The sequence below is a fragment of the Neorhizobium galegae genome (genome assembly GCF_021391675.1).
GTDB classification, from domain to species: domain Bacteria; phylum Pseudomonadota; class Alphaproteobacteria; order Rhizobiales; family Rhizobiaceae; genus Neorhizobium; species Neorhizobium galegae_B.
Window position 1 is genome coordinate 4,456,200 of the sequence record NZ_CP090095.1, and the last position, 19,310, is coordinate 4,475,509.

Sequence of the window (19,310 nt, forward strand, 5' to 3'; positions counted from 1 at the left end):
GCATGACTGTGTCGACCACGCCTGAAAACCCGCTGAGCGACACGACCGTCGAGATGTCGGAAGCGGCGCTGACCGAGTTCGAATGGTCGCTCTGGCGAATTTCCGCCGCCTTCCTGCGGTGGCAGTCGGAAAGTTCAAGCGAGCTTGCCGGCGCGGGCCTGAGCGGCCTCGACACCGCCATCCTGCACACGATCCGTTATCGCAACAAGCCGAAAGGGCTCGGCGAGATTTCCCGTCTGCTCGGCCGCGACGACACCGCCAACATCCAATACGCCATCAAGAAGCTGCAGACGCTGCAGCTCATCGAGCGGGTCAAGGGCCGGTCGCGCAAGGACACGCTCTACACGCCGACCCGCAAGGGCACCAAGCTTACCCAGGATTATCGGGCTCTGCGCCGGCAGCTTCTCGTGTCGCTGATCCAGAAAATGGATCACGCGGAACAGGGGCTTGGCGAGGCGACCGAAATGCTGGAGCTGCTCACGAGCTTCTACGACACCGCCGCCCGGCGCGTGGCGAGTGGATCTCATCTGGTGGAGCGTTCCTGAACGAGCGCCAGAACGCGCAAGGGGCTGCCCGAACCGTCCTGGATCTTGAGCGGTGCTGCCACGACCATCGCACCGGTCGGCGGCAGCTGGTCGAGATTGGTGAGGCATTGCAGCCCGTATCGGCCAGCGCCATGAAGGTAATGGTGCGCCGGATAGGGCGGCGAGAAATGCCCGGCCTGGCCGGCGTCCGTGCCGATCGTCTCGGTGCCGAAGCCGATGATGTCCCGTTCCGCCACGAGCCAGCGCATCACCTCCGCATCCGGCCCCGGAGTATGGGCGCCGTCGGCGAGCAGGTTTGCATAGGCGGCGCCTGACTTCTTCGACCAATCGGTTCTGAGCAGGGCCCATGAGCGCGCCGGGATGCGACCATATTGCTCTTCCCACTTCATGACGTCCGAAACGGTCAGCAGGAAATCCGCGTCCTTGGCCGCGTCGACAGAACAATCGATCACGCAGGCCGGCGCGATCATGTCGGCCGGCGGCAGGGTATCGACGGAATTGAGCGGTAGATCGCGGCCCGTATACCAATGGATCGGCGCATCGAAATGCGTGCCGGTGTGCTCGCCGAAGGAGAGGTTGTTCCAGTACCAGGCTGGCCCGCCGCCATCGTAGCGGGAAATTCTCTCCATGCGGAACGGCGCGGATTGCCCAAGTTCCGGCGGCATGACGATGACGGGGAAATCGGGCGACAGGGTGTGGGTGAGGTCGACGACGCGGACCGCACCGCTCGCCAATGCCCCCGCAAATTTTCCCAGAATATCGCCGCTCATTGACCAGCCTCCCGCTCGACGGCTTTCGGATTGTCGAACAACCGCGCCTCGATATCCTTGGCGACATCGCCGACATAAATGTCTTCCAAACCGCGCTTCAATCCGTCGAGAACGGCATCCGCCATGGCCTTTGGCGCCACCTTCGGCGGCGGTACGGTCTGGAACCATTCGGTATCGAGCGGCCCGGTGAAGGCGTTGATGACCCGGATACCGCCCGGCCTAAGCTCGGTGCGCAGCCATTGCGACAGCGACAGGCACGCCGCATGCGCGGCGGAATGGACGCCGAACTGCGGCGCATTGCTGAGTCCGTGGACCGAAAGCACGTTGACCCAGGCAGCGGCTCCAGCCGCGCCATCGGCGCCGCGCGAACGCATCACCGGTCCAAAAGCCTGGGCAAGGCGCATCAGTCCCATCACGGTATGATCCATCGCCTCACGCACCGCATTGGCCGCCCCCGCATCGAAGAGATGCGCCGGCCGGACATGATCGGCCGTGTTGATCAGGATCTCCACCTTGGCGCCGATATCCATCGACAGGTCCTGCACGGAACGCTCGCTCGTCAGATCCAGATCGACGAATTCGACACCTTCGATCGCCTCCAGCGACGCCTGCTGGTCGAAAGGTTTCCAGCGATCTGTCACGCCGACAAAAATCCTGGCCGCTCCCGCTTTCTTCAGTGCCTGCGCCAGCGGCAATGCAAGCGGGCTCCGCCCGTCGGTGATCAGAACCCGCCGGTGTCTCGGATCGGCGGTCATCTCGCGCCATTGAGGATCGTCTTCCATGTGCGACACCTCCAAAACGGGTTTGGCGAAGAACACGGCCTGTCCGGCCCGGTCCAGCTGCAAGGACAGCTTGAGCCGGCTACCGGGTCCGCCGCAACCGCCATGCAGATGCACGATAACAATCGGCCCGCAGTCGAGCTGAACCAGCCCGGTGCGCCACGGCATGTGTTCACGGAAATAGGGATCGCTGGTCACCTCGATCCGCGTTTCCGACAGCAGCGAACCACCGGTCGGCGCGTCCCTGAACGTCAGGTCGGACGAAAGGCAGTTCGGGCAGGCCTCGCGTGCCGGATAGGTGTAGCGGCCGCATTCGCCGCAGCATTGCAGCACGAAGCGGCCGGTCGCGGCAGCGAGCGTTAGCCCGTGCGCCTTGCGGCTGCGGGCCGAGGGAGGCAGCAGCGGTTGAGTGGTGCGGGCGAGCGGGTTCTTTCGCTTCGGCTTGAGGAAGGGTCCGGTCATGATGCCCTCGCCAGAATGGCGGCTGCAGAAGCGAGCCCCCGGTCGTAGTTGATCATCCCGAAACCTGAAACCAGCCCGAGCTTCGCATCCTCGACCTGCCTGCCTTCTGCCGTCCCTAAAAGCTGGCGCATCGCTTCGGTAAGCCCAAGATGCCCGCCCGCGGCTCCCGCCTGGCCGACCGAAAGCTGGCCGCCGGACGTGTTGTGCGGAAAGGACCCGTCGATCGTGAACGTGTGATGGCGCACGAAATCCGGGCCCTCGCCCTTGGCGCAAAAACCCAGATCCTCGAACTGCATCATCGAGATCACCGCATAATCGTCGTAGGTCTGGACAAAATCCATGTCGTCCGGCTTCGAACCCGCCATCCCGTAAAGCTCGTCGCGATCAACCACCCAGCCGCCGCGCACCTGCACCGGATCCTCGGCAAACGCATTGTGCCGCTCGATGGCCGACAGTAGCCGGACAAAGGGAAGCCCGAGCGAAACGGCCGTCTCCTCGCGCATCACCAGAAAGGCCTCCGCACCGGCGCAGGGCATGACGCAATCGAACAGATGGAACGGCTCGGCAATCGCCCGCGCCGACATGTATTGCTCCAGCGTCAGCGGCTTCTTCATCAGCGCATCGGGATTGCGCAGCGCATTGTCGCGCTGCGCGACGCAGAGCTTGCCGAAATCCTCGCGTGTCGCGCCATAGCGATCCATGTAATGCCGGGCGATCAGGGCAAAACTGCCGTTGGCGCCGCCGGCACCATAGGGATAGACGGCATCCTGCGAAAACCGGGAAAAGCCAGCCAGCAGATTGCGGAAACTGTCGACCCGGTTGGTGTCGGCCGCCACGCAGGCGACGATATCCGCATCGCCCGCCTGCACCGCCCGTGCCGCCCGACGAAGCGAGACGATACCCGCAGCCCCACCCATCGGCACGTGGTCGATATGGCGCGGGGACAACCCGAAATGCTGGGTCAGACCGACCGCGACATCCGGTCCCATCGTGAAGCTCGCGACCGAAAAGCCATCAAAATCCCGATGGCTGATGCCGGCGCCTTCCGCCAATGCCCTGAGCGCCTTGCCCATCCACCAGTGCGCGGTCTCGATGGAATAGCGCTGGTAGGGCACCGTCACCGGCACCGCCAGAACCACGCCGTCATAAGATTGCCGCGCGCGGGACAAAACCATCAGGCGACCGTCAGCTTGACGTCGACATTGCCGCGCGTCGCATTGGAATAGGGGCAGCGCTCATGCGCACCGGCGACTACTTCTTCCGCGACTGCGCGCTCGATGCCGGGCAAGGACGCCACAAGCTCGACCGCCAGCGCGTAACCGACCGGCACGGGGCCGATGCCGACTTTGGCGGTGATCGAAACGTCATCCGGCAGCGCGATCTTGCTGGTGCGCGCCACGAGCTTCACCGCACCGAGGAAACAGGCCGCATAACCGGCGGCGAAAAGCTGCTCCGGATTGGTTCCTTCGCCGCCCGGGCCGCCGAGCCCTTTCGGCACCGAGAGATTGACGGCAAAGCTGCCGTCCGTGCTCTGCGCTTTTCCTTCCCGGCCGCCATGCGCGGTAACGGACGTCTCATAGAGGATCTTTTCCGGGGTCATGCATGCCTCCATATCATGATTTAAGCTGTGATTTATAGTATATCAGAAGCGAACAAGGATCGTAAGGGAGTTCATCCCGCCTTTCGGATGGACGCCTTCAGCTTCCTGAGATCGATCGCCGAGCCATCCTCGACCGCCTTTGCCGCCATCGTCTTGATCTCGCCGCGCTGCAGCTTCTGGGTCGAACTCACCGGCAGCCTGTCGATGAAGACCACGTAGCCGGGCAGTTTGTGATAGGCGATATGGGCGCCGGCGGCCTTGATGATCCGCTTTGCCTTCTCGGCCGGCTCGCCCGCTCCGGCAGTTTCGCTCTCGACGATGAAGGCAAAAACCTCCTCGCCGCGCAGGTCGTCCGGCACTGGCGTTACCGCCGAAGCCTTGACCGCCGGATCCTTGGCAAGGGCCGCCTCCACCTCCAGCACGGCGATATTCTCGCCGCTGCGCCGCACGATGCTCTTCTTGCGGTCGAAGAAATAGAGAAGCCCCTTCTCGTCGGCATAAACGACGTCGCCGGTATGGAACCAGCCGCCTTCCCAGGCCTCCTCGGTCGCCTTCTCGTCCTTCAAATAGCCGCTGAAGAAACCGTCGCGCGGGTTCGCGCCTTGGGCACGCACCAGCAGTTCTCCCGGCTTGCCGAGTTCCGCGTCGTTCCCCGCATCATCGACGATCCGAAAATCCATGCCGGCACGCGGCCGGCCGATGCAGCGCAGGCCTGGCGTATACTCGTCCGCCGCGGTGGTGGTCACTGCCCGGCCCCCGGTTTCGGTCATCGCCCAGGCTTCGACGATCGGGATGCCGTAGCGCTTCTCGAATTCGATCTTGTGCCGGGCATCGACGCCCGGTCCCAACGCGAATTTCACCTTGTGTGCCCGCTCTGCTTCGACGGTCGGGAGCTGCAGCAGGATCGCTGGGATGACGCCGAGGCAATGAATGATCGTCGCGCCGGAATCGGCGATCGACGCCCACCAACTGCTCGAATGGAACCGGTCGAGCGGCACGATCGCGCCACCCTTCATGATCATGCCGACAGCCGTGCAGCCAAGCGCGTTCATATGGAACATCGGCAACGGCGTCAGCGCCACTTCGGCTCCCTCGCCCATTTCGGCGATACCGCCCTGCGTCGTGTACCATTCGGCGATGCCGACGAAATAGATGTTCGAAAGGATGCAGCCCTTCGGCTTGCCGGTGCTGCCGGAGGTGAACAGCAGAGCGCATTCGGCATCCCGGCCGCCGGGTCGTGCCTCTCGTGTTTCAGGCGAAGGCGGAATGTCGTCGCCGGCAGCGATCACCGCCACCTTGCCGGGCGAGATGTCCCGCAGATCATCCAGCCGCGCGCGGATGACGACCATCAGCGAAGCCTCGGCCATATCGAGCTGAAAGAGCAGTTCGTCGCGGCGCAGATCGGGATTGATCGGCACGATCGAGGCGCCGATCGCGTTCAGCGCCAGCCAGTAGTCGAAGAATTCCGGACGGTTTTCGAGGAGGAGAGCCACGCGGGCTCCGATCCCATATCCTGCCGCCGCGAACGTCTGCTTCAGAAGACCGACGCGCGTGAAAACCTCGCCGTAGCTATAGCGAAAGCCCCCGGGCGCATAAGGCAGCTTGGCGCTGGCCGGTGCGATCAGCATCGGCGCGTCCGGGCTCTTCAGCGCCTGGTTCTCGAATAGGAGGTAGGGAGAATGCATGGTCCTGTCCTTATGCCCGTTCCAGAATGCCCTTGATCAGGAACATTTCAGCCTCGTGGATCGTGCCGAACTGGATCCACTCCGCATCCGTCTGCGTCTCCAGCCGCCAGGTCAGCAGCGTCACCACGCACTTGTCCGGCCCCATGCGCAGCAGTTCGCCCGGGATGACGCGAGACATATTGCGAAACTGCATGGCGTCCTTGGCCGCACCGACTTCGTAATCCACCTGGAAGCGGGGCTGGTCGACATTGAGCCGCACGAATGTCTGCTTTCCGGTAAAGGTCGAGGTGCCGCGGAAGAGGCCAGGCTCCACCTCGGTGCGATTGAGGCTGCCCCAGGCCCACTGGCCCTGTTTCAGCCCGTCCGACATGAGTTCGAAGGCGACCGCCGCCGGGCGCTCCACCATGATGCTGCTGGAATGACAATGCGGATCGATCATGAGCGTCCCTCTTTCAGTCGCGCTAAGGCGTCATTTTTCTAAAAGACATTTTAAGCATAAAATAATTGGAAAGAACGTCAACGGGTTTTTGTGCCGCCGGCCTACGGTGACCGCTTTGGTGATCGCCGCTCATCACGCTCTCAACCTGCAGGCTGGCAAAACCCGACGTTTCCGGCCTTCTACACGCAGAAGTCGATGGGATTCTCAATTTCTGGCGATCGGAAATTTTAGGCTTGAAGTAATTTATACCTCGTTCTACGATCCCTCAATTGTTAAGGGGACGACCGCAAAAAGCGGCATCGAAAATCAAGAGAAGCCCCTGGCAGGATTGCAGGCTTGCGTTTCACCAACCGCCGCAGGTCCGTCGGTCGCGATCGACGGGCAAACCAGAGGGATCGTCATGACTTTTGAAATCGACCGCAGAAATCTCCTGCAGATGCTCGGCCTTGCCGCGGTCAGCGGCTCCGTGCTTTCGCAGGCCACAATCGCCTTCGCTGCAGATACCGACAACGTCACCATCGGCTGGCCGTCCGACGTGCCCTCCTGGGACCCGAACCTTCGCTTCGTCCCGGATGCGCAGCCGCTCTTCAAGATGGTCTTCGACCAGCCGCTCGATCAGTCGCCGGACCTGAAGCTCATCGGCAATCTCATCACCAAGTGGGAACTGAAGCCGGATGGCCTTTCGATGCCGTTCGAGATCCGCAGCGACGTGAAGTTCCACAATGGCGATCCGATGACGATGGAGGACTTCAAGTACACCTTCGTCGACCGCATCAAGTCCGGCCTGAAGCTCGACATCGCCAATTCCTGGCGTACGCTCACCGATATCGAGATCCTTTCGCCGACCTCAGGCGTGATGAAATTCTCCGCCCCGACGCCGACCGCGCCGCAGTGGCTTGCGTTCCTCGGCAGCTACCTCGTGCCGAAGAAATATATCGAATCCGTCGGCCCGGAAGAGTTCGCCAAAAAGCCGGTCGGCACCGGCCCCTATAAGCTCGTCGACTACCAGATGAATTCGCGCATCGTATTCGAGCGCAACGACGACTATTTCGGTACCAAGCCGAAGATCAAGCGCGTCACCATCGACATCATCAAGGATCCATCGGCCCGTACCGCCGCCATCCAATCCGGCCAGGTGGATCTCACCGTCAATATTCCGGTCCGTGAAGCTGAGCGCCTTGGTAAGACCGAAGGCCTGACGGCAGAGATCAACCCCTTTACCCGCCTGATCCTTCTGCAGATGCGCAACGACCTGGGTTTTACCGACAAGGCCGTCCGTCTCGCCGCCCACCACGCGATCGACAAGGCAGCACTTTCCAAGGCGTTCTACGGCGGTGCCGCCGTGCCGCTCTCGATTCCGGCGACCCCCGGCACGCCGGGCTACCTACCCGACTACAAGTTTCCCTACGACCCGGAACTGTCGAAGAAGCTCTTGGCCGATGCGGGTTACACGTCCGACAAACCGGCGACCTTCAAGCTCGCCGCGACCAACGGTCAGTTCCCGAGCGATTTCGATATTGCCCGCGCCCTGGTGCAGATGTGGCAGAAGGTCGGCCTCAAGGTCGAACTCGAACAGATCGAATATTCGAAATATTTCGAGCTCAACCGCGGCGGCAAGCTGCCGGAAGCGACGCTCTACAGCTTCGACAACGCCACCGGCGACCCGGAAATCTTCTCCGGTTATCTGATGAACCCGAAGATGCCGTTCGGCGCCTGGAAGGGAATGGAGATCGGCGACAAGATCCTCAAGCTCTTCGTCGAGCCTGTCTACGAGAAGCGCATCGCCGGTTACAAGGCCGTAGCGCAGGAAGCTGTCGAAACCGGCGCCAATATTCCGATCCTGCAGAGCGTCCAGACGCTGGTCAAAAAGAAGAGCCTCAACTACGTCAAATATGGCAATGCCTGGGTCCTAGGCAGCACCATGTCCTGGTCGTAAGCGAAGATCTGACTGATCTGTTTTATTGGGTCCGGAGCCGATCCGGACCCCTTCCCTAACATCGTAATACGGGGCATGCGCATGTTTGCGACCATTGCCAAGCTTTTGGTAAAGCGCGTGCTGACCGCGATACCGATCCTTCTACTTGTTTCCGCGCTTCTCTTCTGCATCCTGCGCATCCTGCCGGTCGATCCGGCCGCCATGTCCCTGCCGCCCAATGCGACGGTTCAGGAAGTCGAGGCGATGCGCACCGAAATGGGCCTCAACCTGCCGCTCTATCAGCAGTATGGCATCTGGCTGAACAAGCTCTTCCATGGTGATATCGGCCGCTCCATCCATTTCCGCCAGGACGTGACAAGCCTGATCGGTTCGACACTGCCCGCGACTATCGAGCTTGCCGTCATCGCCATGATGGTCGCAACCGTCTTCGGCCTCGCGGGCGGCCTCTTCCTGTTCTACGTGCGCGGCACCCGCGCCGAAGCGGTGATGGATTTCGTTTCCATCCTGCTGCTCTCGCTTCCGGAATTCCTCTGGAGCCTGTTCTTGCTCCTCATATTCGGTGTCTTTTTCGAGGTCCTGCCCTTCACCGGCCGTCTCAGCCCCGGCTTCGAGCGCCCACTCGTCACTGGTTTCCTGCTGCTCGACAGCCTGATCACCGGCAATATCCCGACCTTTCTCAATGCGCTCCAACACATGATCCTGCCGTGCCTCGCACTCGGCATCGCGCTGTCTCCGTCGCTCATGCGCGTGCTGCGCTCGAGCCTGCTCGATGCCTATCAGGACGACTACATCCAGCAGGCCCGGCTTCGCGGACTTTCCGAAAAGCGCATCCTGATCCGCCACGGCCTGAAGAACGCCATCCTGCCGACGCTGAGCCTGATGGGCGTGCAGTTCGGCTTCCTGTTCGGCGGCACGCTGCTGGTCGAGATCATCTATTCCTACCCGGGCATGGGCAACCTGATGGTCGATGCGATCCGCAACGCCGACCTTCCGATCATCCAGGGCGCGGGGCTCACCTATTGCGTCGCCGTTCTGGTGATCAGCATCGTGGTCGACAGTCTCTACCTGATCCTCAACCCGAAACTGAGGGTGCGTTGACATGCAACAGCACGCTAAAGGGCGACCGCTTCCGCTCTGGCTGAAATCCGGCCGCGTCCAGACAGGCCTGGTGATCATCTTCATTCTGGCCGTCTGTGCGATCTTTGCCCCCTATCTGGCGCCCAACGATCCGAACGAACAGAACCTGCTATCGATCCTGACCCCGCCCGTCTGGGCCGATGGCGGCGACACGATGTTTCCGCTCGGCACCGACAGCCTCGGCCGCTGCGTCCTCTCCCGCCTGATCTTCGGCGCCCGCGTGGCGCTCACCGTGGCGTTTACAGCCTCAATCGGCGCGATGATCATCGGCGCCTTTTTCGCCCACGTGGCCGGGTATTTCGGCGGCTGGGTCGATTGGGTGATCGGCCGCATCGTCGAGATCTGGCTCTCCTTTCCGCCAGTCATTCTGTCTCTGATCCTGATGGTCGGCCTCGGCACCGGGCTGCGCAACGTCGTGCTCGCCATCATCCTGGTCGACTGGACCCGCTTCTGTCGCGTGCTGCGAAGCGAAGTCATCGTCCTGCGCCGGCGAGACTACGTCTCCGCCGCACAGCTCATCGGCTTCTCGCACTGGCGCACCATCACCCGCGAAATCCTGCCCGGCACACTGCCGCTGCTCATCACACTGATGAGCCTCGAAATGGGCGTCGCCATCATCGTCGAGGCGATCCTCTCCTTCGTCGGCATGAGCGTCGGCTCGGAAACGGCGGCCTGGGGCCAGATGATCGCCGATGCGCGCCAGAACATCTACGAGGCGCCGTTCAACCTGATCGCGCCGATCTTCGCGATCTTCTTCGCGGTCTTCGGTTTCAATATCCTGGGCGACGGCCTGCGCCGCACTCTCGATACGCGCCTGACCCAGACGGAGCGCACCTGACATGGCCATTCTTTCAGCAAAGAACCTCTGCGTTGAATCGCTCGGAGCCAAGGAAAGCTTCCCGGTCCTGACCGACCTCAACTTCTCGCTGGAACCCGGCAAGATCCTCGGTCTGGTCGGTGAATCCGGCGCCGGCAAGTCGATGATCGGCCGCACCATCTCGCAATACCTGCCGAAGGGTTTTGCGGTCACCAAGGGTACGCTCGCCTTCGATGGCGAGGACCTAGTGAGCATGTTGCCGGAACGCCGCCGCAACCTGCTCGGCCGCGACATCGCCTTCATCCCGCAGGAGCCGCTTTCCGGGCTCAACCCGGTCCTGACGGTCGGCCAGCAGATCAAGGAACATCTTCTGCGCATCGGCCTCGCACCCGGTGAAAATTGGCGCGAGCGAGCGCTGAAGGAGTTCGAATCCGTACATCTGCCACATGGCGCGGCGCTGCTCGAAAAATATCCGCACCAGCTTTCCGGCGGCATGTGCCAGCGCATCCTGATCGCCATGGCCTTTGCCAGCCGCCCGCGTCTCTTGATCGCCGACGAACCGACCACCGCGCTTGACGTGACGATCCAGGCCCGCATCGTCAAGCTGATCGCCGAAATGCAGAAGCGCGATGGCACGGCGGTGATCTTCATCACCCACGACCTGCGCCTCGCCTCGCAGATCAGCGACGAGATCATGGTGCTCTATGCCGGCCGGCCGGCCGAGCGCGGTCCTGCAAAACAGCTTTTCTCGGCACCGGCGCATCCCTATACGCGCTGCCTGCAGCTTGCCAACCCGACGATCACAGGCCCGCGCCGCGGCCTTTTCATCCTGCCCGAGCGCATGCCGGGCCTGCGGGTGCTGAAGGAGTTGAAGGGCTGCCGCTTCGCCTCCCGCTGTCCGAATGCGATCGAGGCCTGCACCCGGGCCGAACCGCCGCTTGCCGATATCGGCCCGAACCATATCGCTGCCTGCATTCGCACCGAAAAGACGCCGGACATCGTGCCGCCGCCGCTGGCGCCCGGCCGCGAGATCGCATCGGCCAGGATCCATCTCAACGGCGAGAAGCTGACCAAGGCCTATACGACCGCCTGGAGCCCGTTCGCCAAGCGCAGCGCCTTCAAGGCGGTCAACAGCGTCGATTTTTCGCTCGGCGAGGGTGAGTTCGTCGGCATCGTCGGCGAAAGCGGCAGCGGCAAGAGCTCGCTTGCCCGCCTCGTTGTCGGCCTCGATACGCCGACCGATGGCAGGATCACGCTTGCCGGCCGCGACATCACCGCCAATGGAAATGCGGACCGGGCCTATCGCCGCGAATACATCCAGATGGTCTTCCAGGACCCGCAATCGGCGCTCAACCCGCGGCGGCGGATCGGCAGCATCGTCACCCAGGCGAACGAGGCGAGCGGGCTGCACAACAGCACCCGCGAGCGCATGGACCGCGCCGCCGAACTGCTGAAGGAAATCGGCCTGCCCCCGGATGCGGCGATGCGCTTTCCCTCGCAGCTTTCGGGTGGACAGAAACAGCGCGTCAACATCGCCCGCGCGCTCTGCACCCTGCCGCGCATCCTCGTCGCCGACGAGATCGTCTCCGGCCTCGATGTCTCGGTGCAGGCCCAGCTTCTGGACCTTCTGCTGAAGCTTCGCGACGAGCACGGCTTCTCGATGTTGTTCATCAGCCACGACCTCTCCGTCGTCCGTTATCTCTGCGATCGGGTGATGGTCATGTATCGCGGCGAAGTGGTGGAAAGCGGCAGGACCGAAACCGTGTTTGCCAATCCGCAACATGCCTATACCCGCAGTCTGCTCGCCGCCGTGCCGCCGGATGACGTCAACGCCGAGTGGTCGCCGGTGCTTGCGGAAGCCGGCTACCAGGTCGAATGATGGCGATCACCGGACGCAGATATTACAGCGGCCGGGATGTCGGCCGCGCCGTCACCATCGCCGACTTGCAGGCCATGGCGCGTCGCCGCCTGCCTGCCTTCGTGCTGGAATATCTCGAGGGCGGTGCAGAAGACGAATGGACGCTCCGCCGCAACCGCGAAGTCTTTTCGGAAATCGAGTTCCGCCCCTCGACGCTGACCGGTGTCGGCGTGCCCGATCTTTCGACGACAATCTTCGGCAAAAAGATGCGGCTGCCCTTCATCATCGCGCCGACAGGTTTCAACGGTCTCTTCCAGTATCAGGGAGATCGGCTGCTGGCTGAAGCCGCAGCCAAGGCTGGCATCACCTTCACCCAGAGCACCGTCTCCAACATGCGGATCGAAGAGCTTTCCGGCATCCCGAACCTCTCCCACTGGATGCAGCTTTACGTCTTCCGCTCCCAGACCTTCATGGACGAACTGGTCGGCCGCGCCGAAAGAGCCGGCTGCCAGGCGCTGATGGTGACCACCGACGCAGCGACATTCGGCAACCGCGAATGGGATCGCCGCAATTATCGCTCCGGCATGGACCCGACCTTCCGCCACAAGCTGGATATCCTCTGCCATCCGCGCTGGGCATTGTCGGTCATGGCGCGTGGCATCCCGCCCTTCGGAAACCTGCTCGATTTCCTGCCCACCGACCAGCAGACCTTCGCTCGCACGGCCATCTGGTCGCGCGAGCAGGTAGAGCCGGACCTTCACTGGAGCCACATCCGCCACCTGCGGAAAATCTGGAAAAAGCCGCTGATCGTCAAAGGCGTCATGACTTTGCGCGACGCGGAACTAGCCGCGGATGCGGGAGCTGATGGCATCGTCATCAGCAATCACGGCGGTCGCCAGCTTGACGGTGCGCCATCGCCGATCACCATCCTGCCGAAGATCGCCAACAAGCTGAAGGGCAGGATCACCATCCTCGCCGACAGCGGTTTTCGCCGCGGCACGGATATCGTCAAGGCTTTGGCGCTCGGCGCCGATGCGGTGATGACCGGACGTGCAACACTTTATGGTCTCGCAGCCGGCGGCGAGGCTGGCGCGGCCCGCGCCATCACCATCCTCGAAGAGGAAACCCGCCGCACCATGGCGCTTCTCGGCTGCCGCTCGGTCGCCGATCTGGACCGCGACCATATAAAGCTCTGAGCGGCCTCACCGTCCATCAGGGGACGATGATCTGCGTCTCCATCGGGAAGTGGGAATTGCCGCCTTCGAAGGGCGGGAAGGTCTTGAAATCCTCCCGCATGGCGATGCGCGCCGGCGATTGCAGCGCTGCCTGCAGTGCTGCCGGGCTGTCGAACATCACCCGGTTGCGCTGCATGTGATTGACCCGCTCCCAGGGGAGGAAACCGCACCAGTCGATCCGCGACAAAACCTCGATCTTGCGGATGCCCGGGAAGGTGCGCATCACCGGCGGATGATGGCTGACATAATGGTGCATCCAGACGTTCAGGTCTTCGGCTGGGCCGGTATAATGGACCACGTAGGAACAGGGGTTGCCGTTCGTAGCGACATCGAGCTTGGCGTCGTCGACCGGAAAGTGTCGCGCATACATGGCCTGCTGCGTGCCCCTGGCGCCGCGAATGCTCGACAGCACGCCCGAAGCCGCAAGCTGATGCAAATGGCCAGCCGGCGCCATCGCGTCTTCCAGGTCGGTAAGATCGTTGAAATAGAGCTGCATGCCGAAGATGGGAGACTGCTCATCCTTGTTATACATGTCCTTGGTGACTTCAGGCGTGTAGAGATTGGCGGTGGTCAGCCCCGGCGTCAGCTTGATGATTTCAGCGACGGTCTCGACGTCCGCCTTGCTCACGGCGAGCTGACTTCCATCGACATTCTCGAAAAAGGCGAAATAGGCAAAACGCATGGCTCGGCTTCCTGCTTCTATGGGACCGCAACGATTACGGGCGGCCTCTGTTCCCCAGCGGTGGCCCACTATCGAACCGCCAGCGGCGAAAAACAAGTTTAGACCTAAACTATTTTTCAAGCCTGTTTGCCTGACCAAAACGACCCGCCCGGACATGATTTAAGCTTCAATCTTTCCGCTTGAATCTTGCTGGATTTTCGATCACGATCCGCTCCCACGCGCGTTGAAGAGGATAGGGACGCCGCCGGATAGCTCTTGGGAGAGGGCTTGCGTCACGTCACTCCGCCTGCCGGCCATCAAGAACAATTTCGCATCCGATCCGGCAGGAAAAAAGCCCGCCGGGCACCAAAACAGAGGGAACGCAATCATGACCATGAGCCTTTTCCGCCGCGCCTTTTTCGGCCTTGCGGGCGCTGCTGCCCTGTCCGTCGCAAGCGCCGGCTTGGCATCCGCCGCGGCGCTTGCCGTTGGCTCCTATCCGAGCAATCCGCCCTTCGAATACAAGACGGCTACGGGTACTTTCGAGGGTTTCGAGGTCGACATCGTCAACGAAGTCGCCAAGCGCCTCGGCATGACGGTCGAGATTTCCGACCTCGGCTTCCAGGCGCTGTTTGCCGCCACCGCTTCCAAGCGTATCGATGTGGCGATCTCCTCGATCACCATCACCAAGGAGCGCCTCGGCAGCCAGTCCTTCACGCAGGCCTATTATGATGCTGACATGGGCATCGCCACCCGCAAGGAAGCGACCGTGTCCAAGGTCGAAGACCTGAAGGGCAAGGTCGTCGGCGTCCTGGCCGGCTCCACCGGCGACAAGTGGGCCAAGGACAACAAGGAAAAATACGGCATTACCGACATCAAGAGCTACAACGCCCAGCAGGACCTGCTGATGGATCTCTCCGCCGGCCGTGCCGATGTGGCCGTCAGCGACGTTCCGGGCATGGAATACGCCTTCCTCAAGATGAAGGACCTCGCCGTCAAGGTGCGCATCAGGACCGGTGAACAGTACGGCCTGATGATGACCAAGGACCATCCGCTGCTTGCCAAGGCGAACTACGCGATCACCGCCATGAAGAAGGACGGCACGCTGGCCGCAATCCACAAGAAGTGGTTCGGCTCCGATCCGGCCGCCGGTTCCGCCTCCGCCGTCGACCAGCCGCTGCCGAAGCCCTGAGGCGGCTACCGATAACGCGCCTAATCATGCCGGCCGGCGACGGCCGGCTTTTTCGTGAGCTTAGAGGCACCAGGAAATGACCCTCCTCGATACATTCTTCAACCTCGGGGTTCTCGGCGACGCGTTTCCGGCGCTGCTGCGCGGACTGATCAACACCTTCCTGCTCGGCGTGGCGGGCATCGGCATCGGCATTCCGATCGGCCTGGTGATAGCGCTCCTGCGCCTCTACGGACCGAAGCCGGTGCGTTATCTGACGGTTTTCTACATCGACATCTTTCGCGCGGCGCCGATGCTGGTGGTGTTGATCCTCATCTACTACGCGCTGCCGTTCGTCGGCATCCGCCTGTCCTCCTGGACATCCGCGGGCCTTGCCTTCTCGATCGTCATGGCCGCCTATTCGGCGGAGATTTTCCGCTCCGGCATCGAGGGCATCCCTCGCGGCCAGTTCGAGGCCGCGGCGGCCCTCGGCCTGCCTTTCTTCGTCACACTGCGGAAGGTCGTGCTGCCGCAGGCGATCCGCATCGTCATTCCGCCGATGACCAACAACTGCGTCTCGATGTTCAAGGATACGTCGCTCGCCTCCACAGTCGCTCTGCCGGAACTCCTCAAGGAGGCGACGGACGCACAGGCGCTCTATGCCAACCCGACACCGCTGATCGGGGCTGCGCTGATCTACATCGCCTTCCTCTGGCCGATGGTGCGGCTGGTCAATCTCCTCGAACAGAGGTTCAACAAGGAAAAGAAGCGCTGACGCCAGAGGCGGCGAGGCCTATTCGAAGGCGGCGCCGGAAAGGTGGTTGTTGGCGGAGGTCTTGACCGTGCCGATCTCCGCCCAGAGCGCCGCAACCGCATGCGGGTCGATATCCGCCATCATGTCCTGCAGCCAGCCTTCGTGCGCCGCGGCCATCGCCGCAAACAGTGTCACACCCGCCTCGGTGAGTTTTGCGACCGTCACGCGCCGGTCGCCCTGCGGCGTCACCCGCTGGACGTAACCATCGGCTTCGAGCCTCTCGACGAGCCCGGTGACATTGCCGTTGGTGACCATGGTGCGCTTGGAGAGCTCGCCGAGGCGAAGCCCGTCCTTCTCGCGATAGAGCTGTGCCATCAGGTCGAACTGCGGCAGCGTCGCGCCGAATTCGGCACGCAGGCGGCGACGGATTTCCTGGCTGATCAGCTTGGTCGTGGACAGCATCCGCAACCACAGGCGCAGCTCGGGCTTCGACCGCCCGTGGGCGCCCTGGACGATGATCTCCAGATCGACGTCGATCGCTTCCGCTTCTGCCATTCCGAATATTGCCTCTGTAGCCGATCCACCGTCTAGAAGTAGATATTTGAAATGTCAAAGGTTCGTGCTCTGACGGTCCTTCAGGGATGGTGCCCGCAAATCCATATGGCTGCCCCGATGATCACCGCATCACCAGCCGTCTTCCCCGTCCCGTTATTTATTCATATGCATACATTTTCTGAAAACTGCATCAAGAGCAGGCAATCTGTCGATAAGCGGACCGCTACTCATGCTTGCCCTTCACCGAGTCCGCAACAGGCTATTTCTCACGGAAGTGATCGATGTTCTTCCGTAGGGATCGAGCACGTGAATTTGCTCGACGCAGCTTCGCCCAATTGCTTGCATCCTCATATTTTCTGCAATAGGCTTCCTCATCGTTCAGCGGCATCCGGAGAGGAAAACCGGCTGCCGCGCGGCTTAACGAAACCGGTCATTCAAGGGGAACCCGGCACCATGTCTTCCACAACGCTCACCACTCTCGCTTCCGCTCTCCTCTCCGGCTCGGTCAAGGTCGTCGACCTGACGGCGCCGCTCGGGCCGGATACCCCCGTTCTTTACCTGCCGCCGCAGTTCGGCAAGAACACGCCGAAGGTCGCCGTCCACACGATCTCCGAATACAACGAGGACGGTCCGTTCTGGGCCTGGAACTGGCTGGAACTCGGCGAACACACCGGCACCCATTTCGATGCGCCATGTCATTGGATCACCGGCAAGGACAAACCGAACAACACGACCGACACTATCCCGCCGCAGAATTTCGTGGCACCGGTCAACGTCATCGACCGTTCCAAGGAAGCCGCCGAAAACCCGGATTATCTGCTCACTGTCGACAGCATCAAGGAATGGGAAGCCGAGCATGGCGCGATCGAGGCCGGCAGCTGGGTGCTGATGCGCTCCGACTGGTACAAGCGCAACGGCTCGACCGAAACCTTCCTGAATGCCGACGAGAACGGCCCGCATTCTCCCGGCCCGACCGCCGAAGCGATCCAATACCTGATTTCGAAGGACATTGTCGGCTGGGGCCAGGAAACCATCGGCACCGATGCCGGCTCGGCCGGCGGCATGAACCCGCCCTTCCCGGCCCATAACCTCATGCACGGCGCCGGCAAATACGGCCTTGCATCGCTGTCGAACCTCGACCAGCTGCCGCCGAAGGGCGCCGTGCTGATCGCCGCACCGCTGAAGCTCGTCAAGGGCACCGGTTCGCCGGTCCGTGCGCTGGCTCTGATCGCCTGATCCGATCGAAAGGGCCGGACCCGGAAGGTTCCGGCCCTTTCCTTATCCAGCAGGAAGACGGGCGGCATGGCGGATTTCGACTACATCATCGTCGGCAGCGGCATCAACGCACTGGTCGCCGCCGCCATGCTCGGTAAGAAGGGCAAGAAGGTTCTCGTGCTGGAACGCAGCGAACGCATCGGCGGCTGCCTGCGCACGGAAGAGATCACCGAGCCGGGCTTTATCCACGACGTGATGGCCACCACCATGGTGCTGTTCCTCACCTCGCCCGCCTATGGCGCACTCGGCAAGGATCTCGAGGCCCGCGGCCTGGAATTCGCCCATGCCGACCTGCCGACCGGCGTGCTGCGCCCGGACGGTTCTTCCGTCATCTTCTCAAAAGATCGCCAGCGCAATATCGCGACGTTCGAGGCACTCGCGGCCGGCGACGGCAAGACTTTCGACAAGGAAATGAACGTTCTCGGCGCCGATGCCGCCTTCCTGTTTTCACTGCTCGGCGGCGCACTCTGGTCCGGCACGACGCTGAAGACAGTCGCCAAACAGGGCTGGGGCATGGGCCTGCGCCAACTCGCCGCCTGGTTCGGCGATGCGCTGACACCGGCGCGCGGTTATCTCGAAACCACCTACAAATCCGAGGCGGCGCACGCCCTCTGGGCGCCCTGGGTCCTGCATTGCGGCCTGGCGCCGGAAAGCGCCTATTCGGCCGAAATGCTGAAGGTCATCGGTTTTGCGATCGAGCTCGCCGGCTGCCCGATCGTCAAGGGCGGCGCGGCCAACCTCGTCGCGGCTTTCGAACGGCTGATCACGGATCAGGGCGGCGCGATCCGCACTGGCGCGGATGTCGAACGTATCCTTCCCGGCCCAGGCAACAGGGCCGCCGGGGTAAGGCTTGCAAACGGCGAGACGATCGAAGCTGCAGCCGGCGTGGTCTGCTCCACGACGCCGAACCAGATCTATGACCGGCTGCTGAAGGACTGGCCGCAGCCGGCACCCGCCGAAATCCGGGAAAGCGTCGCCCGCTATCGCTACGGCAAGGGCAATATGCAGATCCACTACGCCCTCTCCGCACCACCGCGCTGGAGAGGCGATCCGGATCTCGCCAAGGTGGCGCTGCTGCACCTGACATCCGGCCTCGACGGCGTCTCGCGCGCCACCAACGAATGCGAACGCGGGCTGCTGCCCGCCGAGCCGACCGTCTGCGTCGGCCAGCCCGCCAGCTTCGATCCTTCGCGTGCGCCGGACGGCAAGTCGATACTCTGGCTGCAGCTTCCCGAAGCGCCGCGTTTCATCAAGGGCGATGCGGCCGGTGAGATCGCCGCACCTGCCGACGGCCGCTGGACCGACGAGCTGCGCGAACTTTATGCCGACCGCGTCGAGGCTCTGCTTTCCCGCCACATCGGGAATTTTGCCGAGATCAAGCTCGCCCGCCGGGCCTATTCTCCGGCCGATCTGGAGGCGATGAACAGGAACCTTGTCGGCGGCGATCCCTATGGCGGCTTCTGCGGGCTCGACCAGTTTTTCCTCTGGCGGCCCTTCAAGTCGTCTGTTAACCACCGCACCCACGTGCCGGGCCTTTATCATATCGGCGCCTCGACCCATCCGGGACCGGGGCTTGCCGGCGGCTCGGGCTTTCTGCTCGCATCGTCGCTGCGTTGAAGCGAGGCGGCTTAGGA

The 19,310-nt window shown here is 62.5% G+C and carries 18 protein-coding genes; 10 read left to right on the top strand and 8 right to left on the bottom strand.

Features of this window, described 5'->3' with window-relative positions:
• Positions 1–2: 2 nt before the first annotated feature.
• On the top strand, positions 3–545 hold the full coding sequence (locus LZK81_RS21875) for a winged helix DNA-binding protein (RefSeq protein WP_051903914.1): 543 nt from the start codon (positions 3–5) through the stop codon (positions 543–545).
• On the opposite strand, the gene LZK81_RS21880 is transcribed toward LZK81_RS21875, so the two are convergent.
• From LZK81_RS21880 to LZK81_RS21905, 6 genes are all read right to left on the bottom strand, one after another.
• Entirely contained in the window at positions 524–1,315 is a 792-nt protein-coding gene (locus tag LZK81_RS21880; RefSeq protein ID WP_233954662.1) for a cyclase family protein, read from the bottom strand. The genes LZK81_RS21875 and LZK81_RS21880 overlap by 22 nt on opposite strands.
• On the bottom strand, positions 1,312–2,556 hold the full coding sequence (locus LZK81_RS21885; RefSeq protein WP_233954664.1) for an SDR family NAD(P)-dependent oxidoreductase: 1,245 nt from the start codon (positions 2,554–2,556) through the stop codon (positions 1,312–1,314). The genes LZK81_RS21880 and LZK81_RS21885 overlap by 4 nt, the downstream gene beginning before the upstream one ends.
• Positions 2,553–3,731: a thiolase family protein gene (locus tag LZK81_RS21890; RefSeq protein ID WP_233954665.1), complete on the bottom strand. Its 1,179-nt coding sequence runs from the start codon at positions 3,729–3,731 to the stop codon at positions 2,553–2,555. Before LZK81_RS21890 ends, LZK81_RS21885 begins: the two co-directional genes overlap by 4 nt.
• A complete protein-coding gene (locus LZK81_RS21895) occupies positions 3,731–4,156 on the bottom strand; it encodes an organic hydroperoxide resistance protein (protein WP_046605100.1) in 426 nt (141 codons plus the stop codon). Before LZK81_RS21895 ends, LZK81_RS21890 begins: the two co-directional genes overlap by 1 nt.
• A gap of 71 nt (positions 4,157–4,227) precedes the next feature.
• On the bottom strand, positions 4,228–5,841 hold the full coding sequence (locus tag LZK81_RS21900; RefSeq protein ID WP_233954666.1) for an AMP-binding protein: 1,614 nt from the start codon (positions 5,839–5,841) through the stop codon (positions 4,228–4,230).
• 10 nt (positions 5,842–5,851) lie between these two features.
• On the bottom strand, positions 5,852–6,280 hold the full coding sequence (locus LZK81_RS21905; protein ID WP_233954667.1) for a hypothetical protein: 429 nt from the start codon (positions 6,278–6,280) through the stop codon (positions 5,852–5,854).
• A gap of 400 nt (positions 6,281–6,680) precedes the next feature.
• On the opposite strand from LZK81_RS21905, the gene LZK81_RS21910 reads away from it, so the two are divergent.
• From LZK81_RS21910 to LZK81_RS21930, 5 genes are all read left to right on the top strand, one after another.
• Positions 6,681–8,216, top strand: coding sequence for an ABC transporter substrate-binding protein (locus tag LZK81_RS21910; RefSeq protein WP_233954668.1), 1,536 nt, complete (start codon positions 6,681–6,683; stop codon positions 8,214–8,216).
• Between the two features lie 81 nt (positions 8,217–8,297).
• Positions 8,298–9,314 carry an ABC transporter permease gene (locus LZK81_RS21915; RefSeq protein ID WP_046605374.1) on the top strand — a complete coding sequence of 339 codons (1,017 nt, stop codon included), beginning with the start codon at positions 8,298–8,300 and terminating at the stop codon, positions 9,312–9,314.
• Position 9,315: 1 nt separating this feature from the next.
• The gene (locus LZK81_RS21920; protein WP_046611134.1) at positions 9,316–10,191 is read left to right on the top strand and encodes an ABC transporter permease; all 876 of its coding nucleotides are present in this window, start codon (positions 9,316–9,318) and stop codon (positions 10,189–10,191) included.
• A gap of 1 nt (position 10,192) precedes the next feature.
• Entirely contained in the window at positions 10,193–12,049 is a 1,857-nt protein-coding gene (locus LZK81_RS21925) for an ABC transporter ATP-binding protein (protein WP_233954669.1), read from the top strand.
• Positions 12,046–13,224: an alpha-hydroxy acid oxidase gene (locus LZK81_RS21930; RefSeq protein WP_233954670.1), complete on the top strand. Its 1,179-nt coding sequence runs from the start codon at positions 12,046–12,048 to the stop codon at positions 13,222–13,224. The genes LZK81_RS21925 and LZK81_RS21930 overlap by 4 nt, the downstream gene beginning before the upstream one ends.
• A 16-nt stretch (positions 13,225–13,240) precedes the next feature.
• On the opposite strand, the gene LZK81_RS21935 is transcribed toward LZK81_RS21930, so the two are convergent.
• Positions 13,241–13,945, bottom strand: coding sequence for a hypothetical protein (locus LZK81_RS21935; RefSeq protein ID WP_046605093.1), 705 nt, complete (start codon positions 13,943–13,945; stop codon positions 13,241–13,243).
• 373 nt (positions 13,946–14,318) lie between these two features.
• Here LZK81_RS21935 and LZK81_RS21940 point away from each other — a divergent pair, with 373 nt between their 5' ends.
• Both LZK81_RS21940 and LZK81_RS21945 read left to right on the top strand, forming a co-directional pair.
• Positions 14,319–15,116 carry an ABC transporter substrate-binding protein gene (locus LZK81_RS21940; RefSeq protein ID WP_233956660.1) on the top strand — a complete coding sequence of 266 codons (798 nt, stop codon included), beginning with the start codon at positions 14,319–14,321 and terminating at the stop codon, positions 15,114–15,116.
• Between the two features lie 76 nt (positions 15,117–15,192).
• Positions 15,193–15,867 (top strand): amino acid ABC transporter permease, encoded by a 675-nt coding sequence (locus LZK81_RS21945; protein ID WP_046665284.1) that lies wholly within the window; start codon positions 15,193–15,195, stop codon positions 15,865–15,867.
• 18 nt (positions 15,868–15,885) lie between these two features.
• Here LZK81_RS21945 and LZK81_RS21950 read toward each other — a convergent pair whose 3' ends face one another.
• On the bottom strand, positions 15,886–16,401 hold the full coding sequence (locus tag LZK81_RS21950) for a MarR family winged helix-turn-helix transcriptional regulator (RefSeq protein WP_046605090.1): 516 nt from the start codon (positions 16,399–16,401) through the stop codon (positions 15,886–15,888).
• Between the two features lie 453 nt (positions 16,402–16,854).
• Between LZK81_RS21950 and LZK81_RS21955 the strand changes: the two genes are divergently transcribed.
• The gene (locus tag LZK81_RS21955; RefSeq protein WP_046605089.1) at positions 16,855–17,637 is read left to right on the top strand and encodes a cyclase family protein; all 783 of its coding nucleotides are present in this window, start codon (positions 16,855–16,857) and stop codon (positions 17,635–17,637) included.
• Between the two features lie 66 nt (positions 17,638–17,703).
• Positions 17,704–19,293: a phytoene desaturase family protein gene (locus LZK81_RS21960; RefSeq protein WP_233954671.1), complete on the top strand. Its 1,590-nt coding sequence runs from the start codon at positions 17,704–17,706 to the stop codon at positions 19,291–19,293.
• Positions 19,294–19,310: the final 17 nt, after the last annotated feature.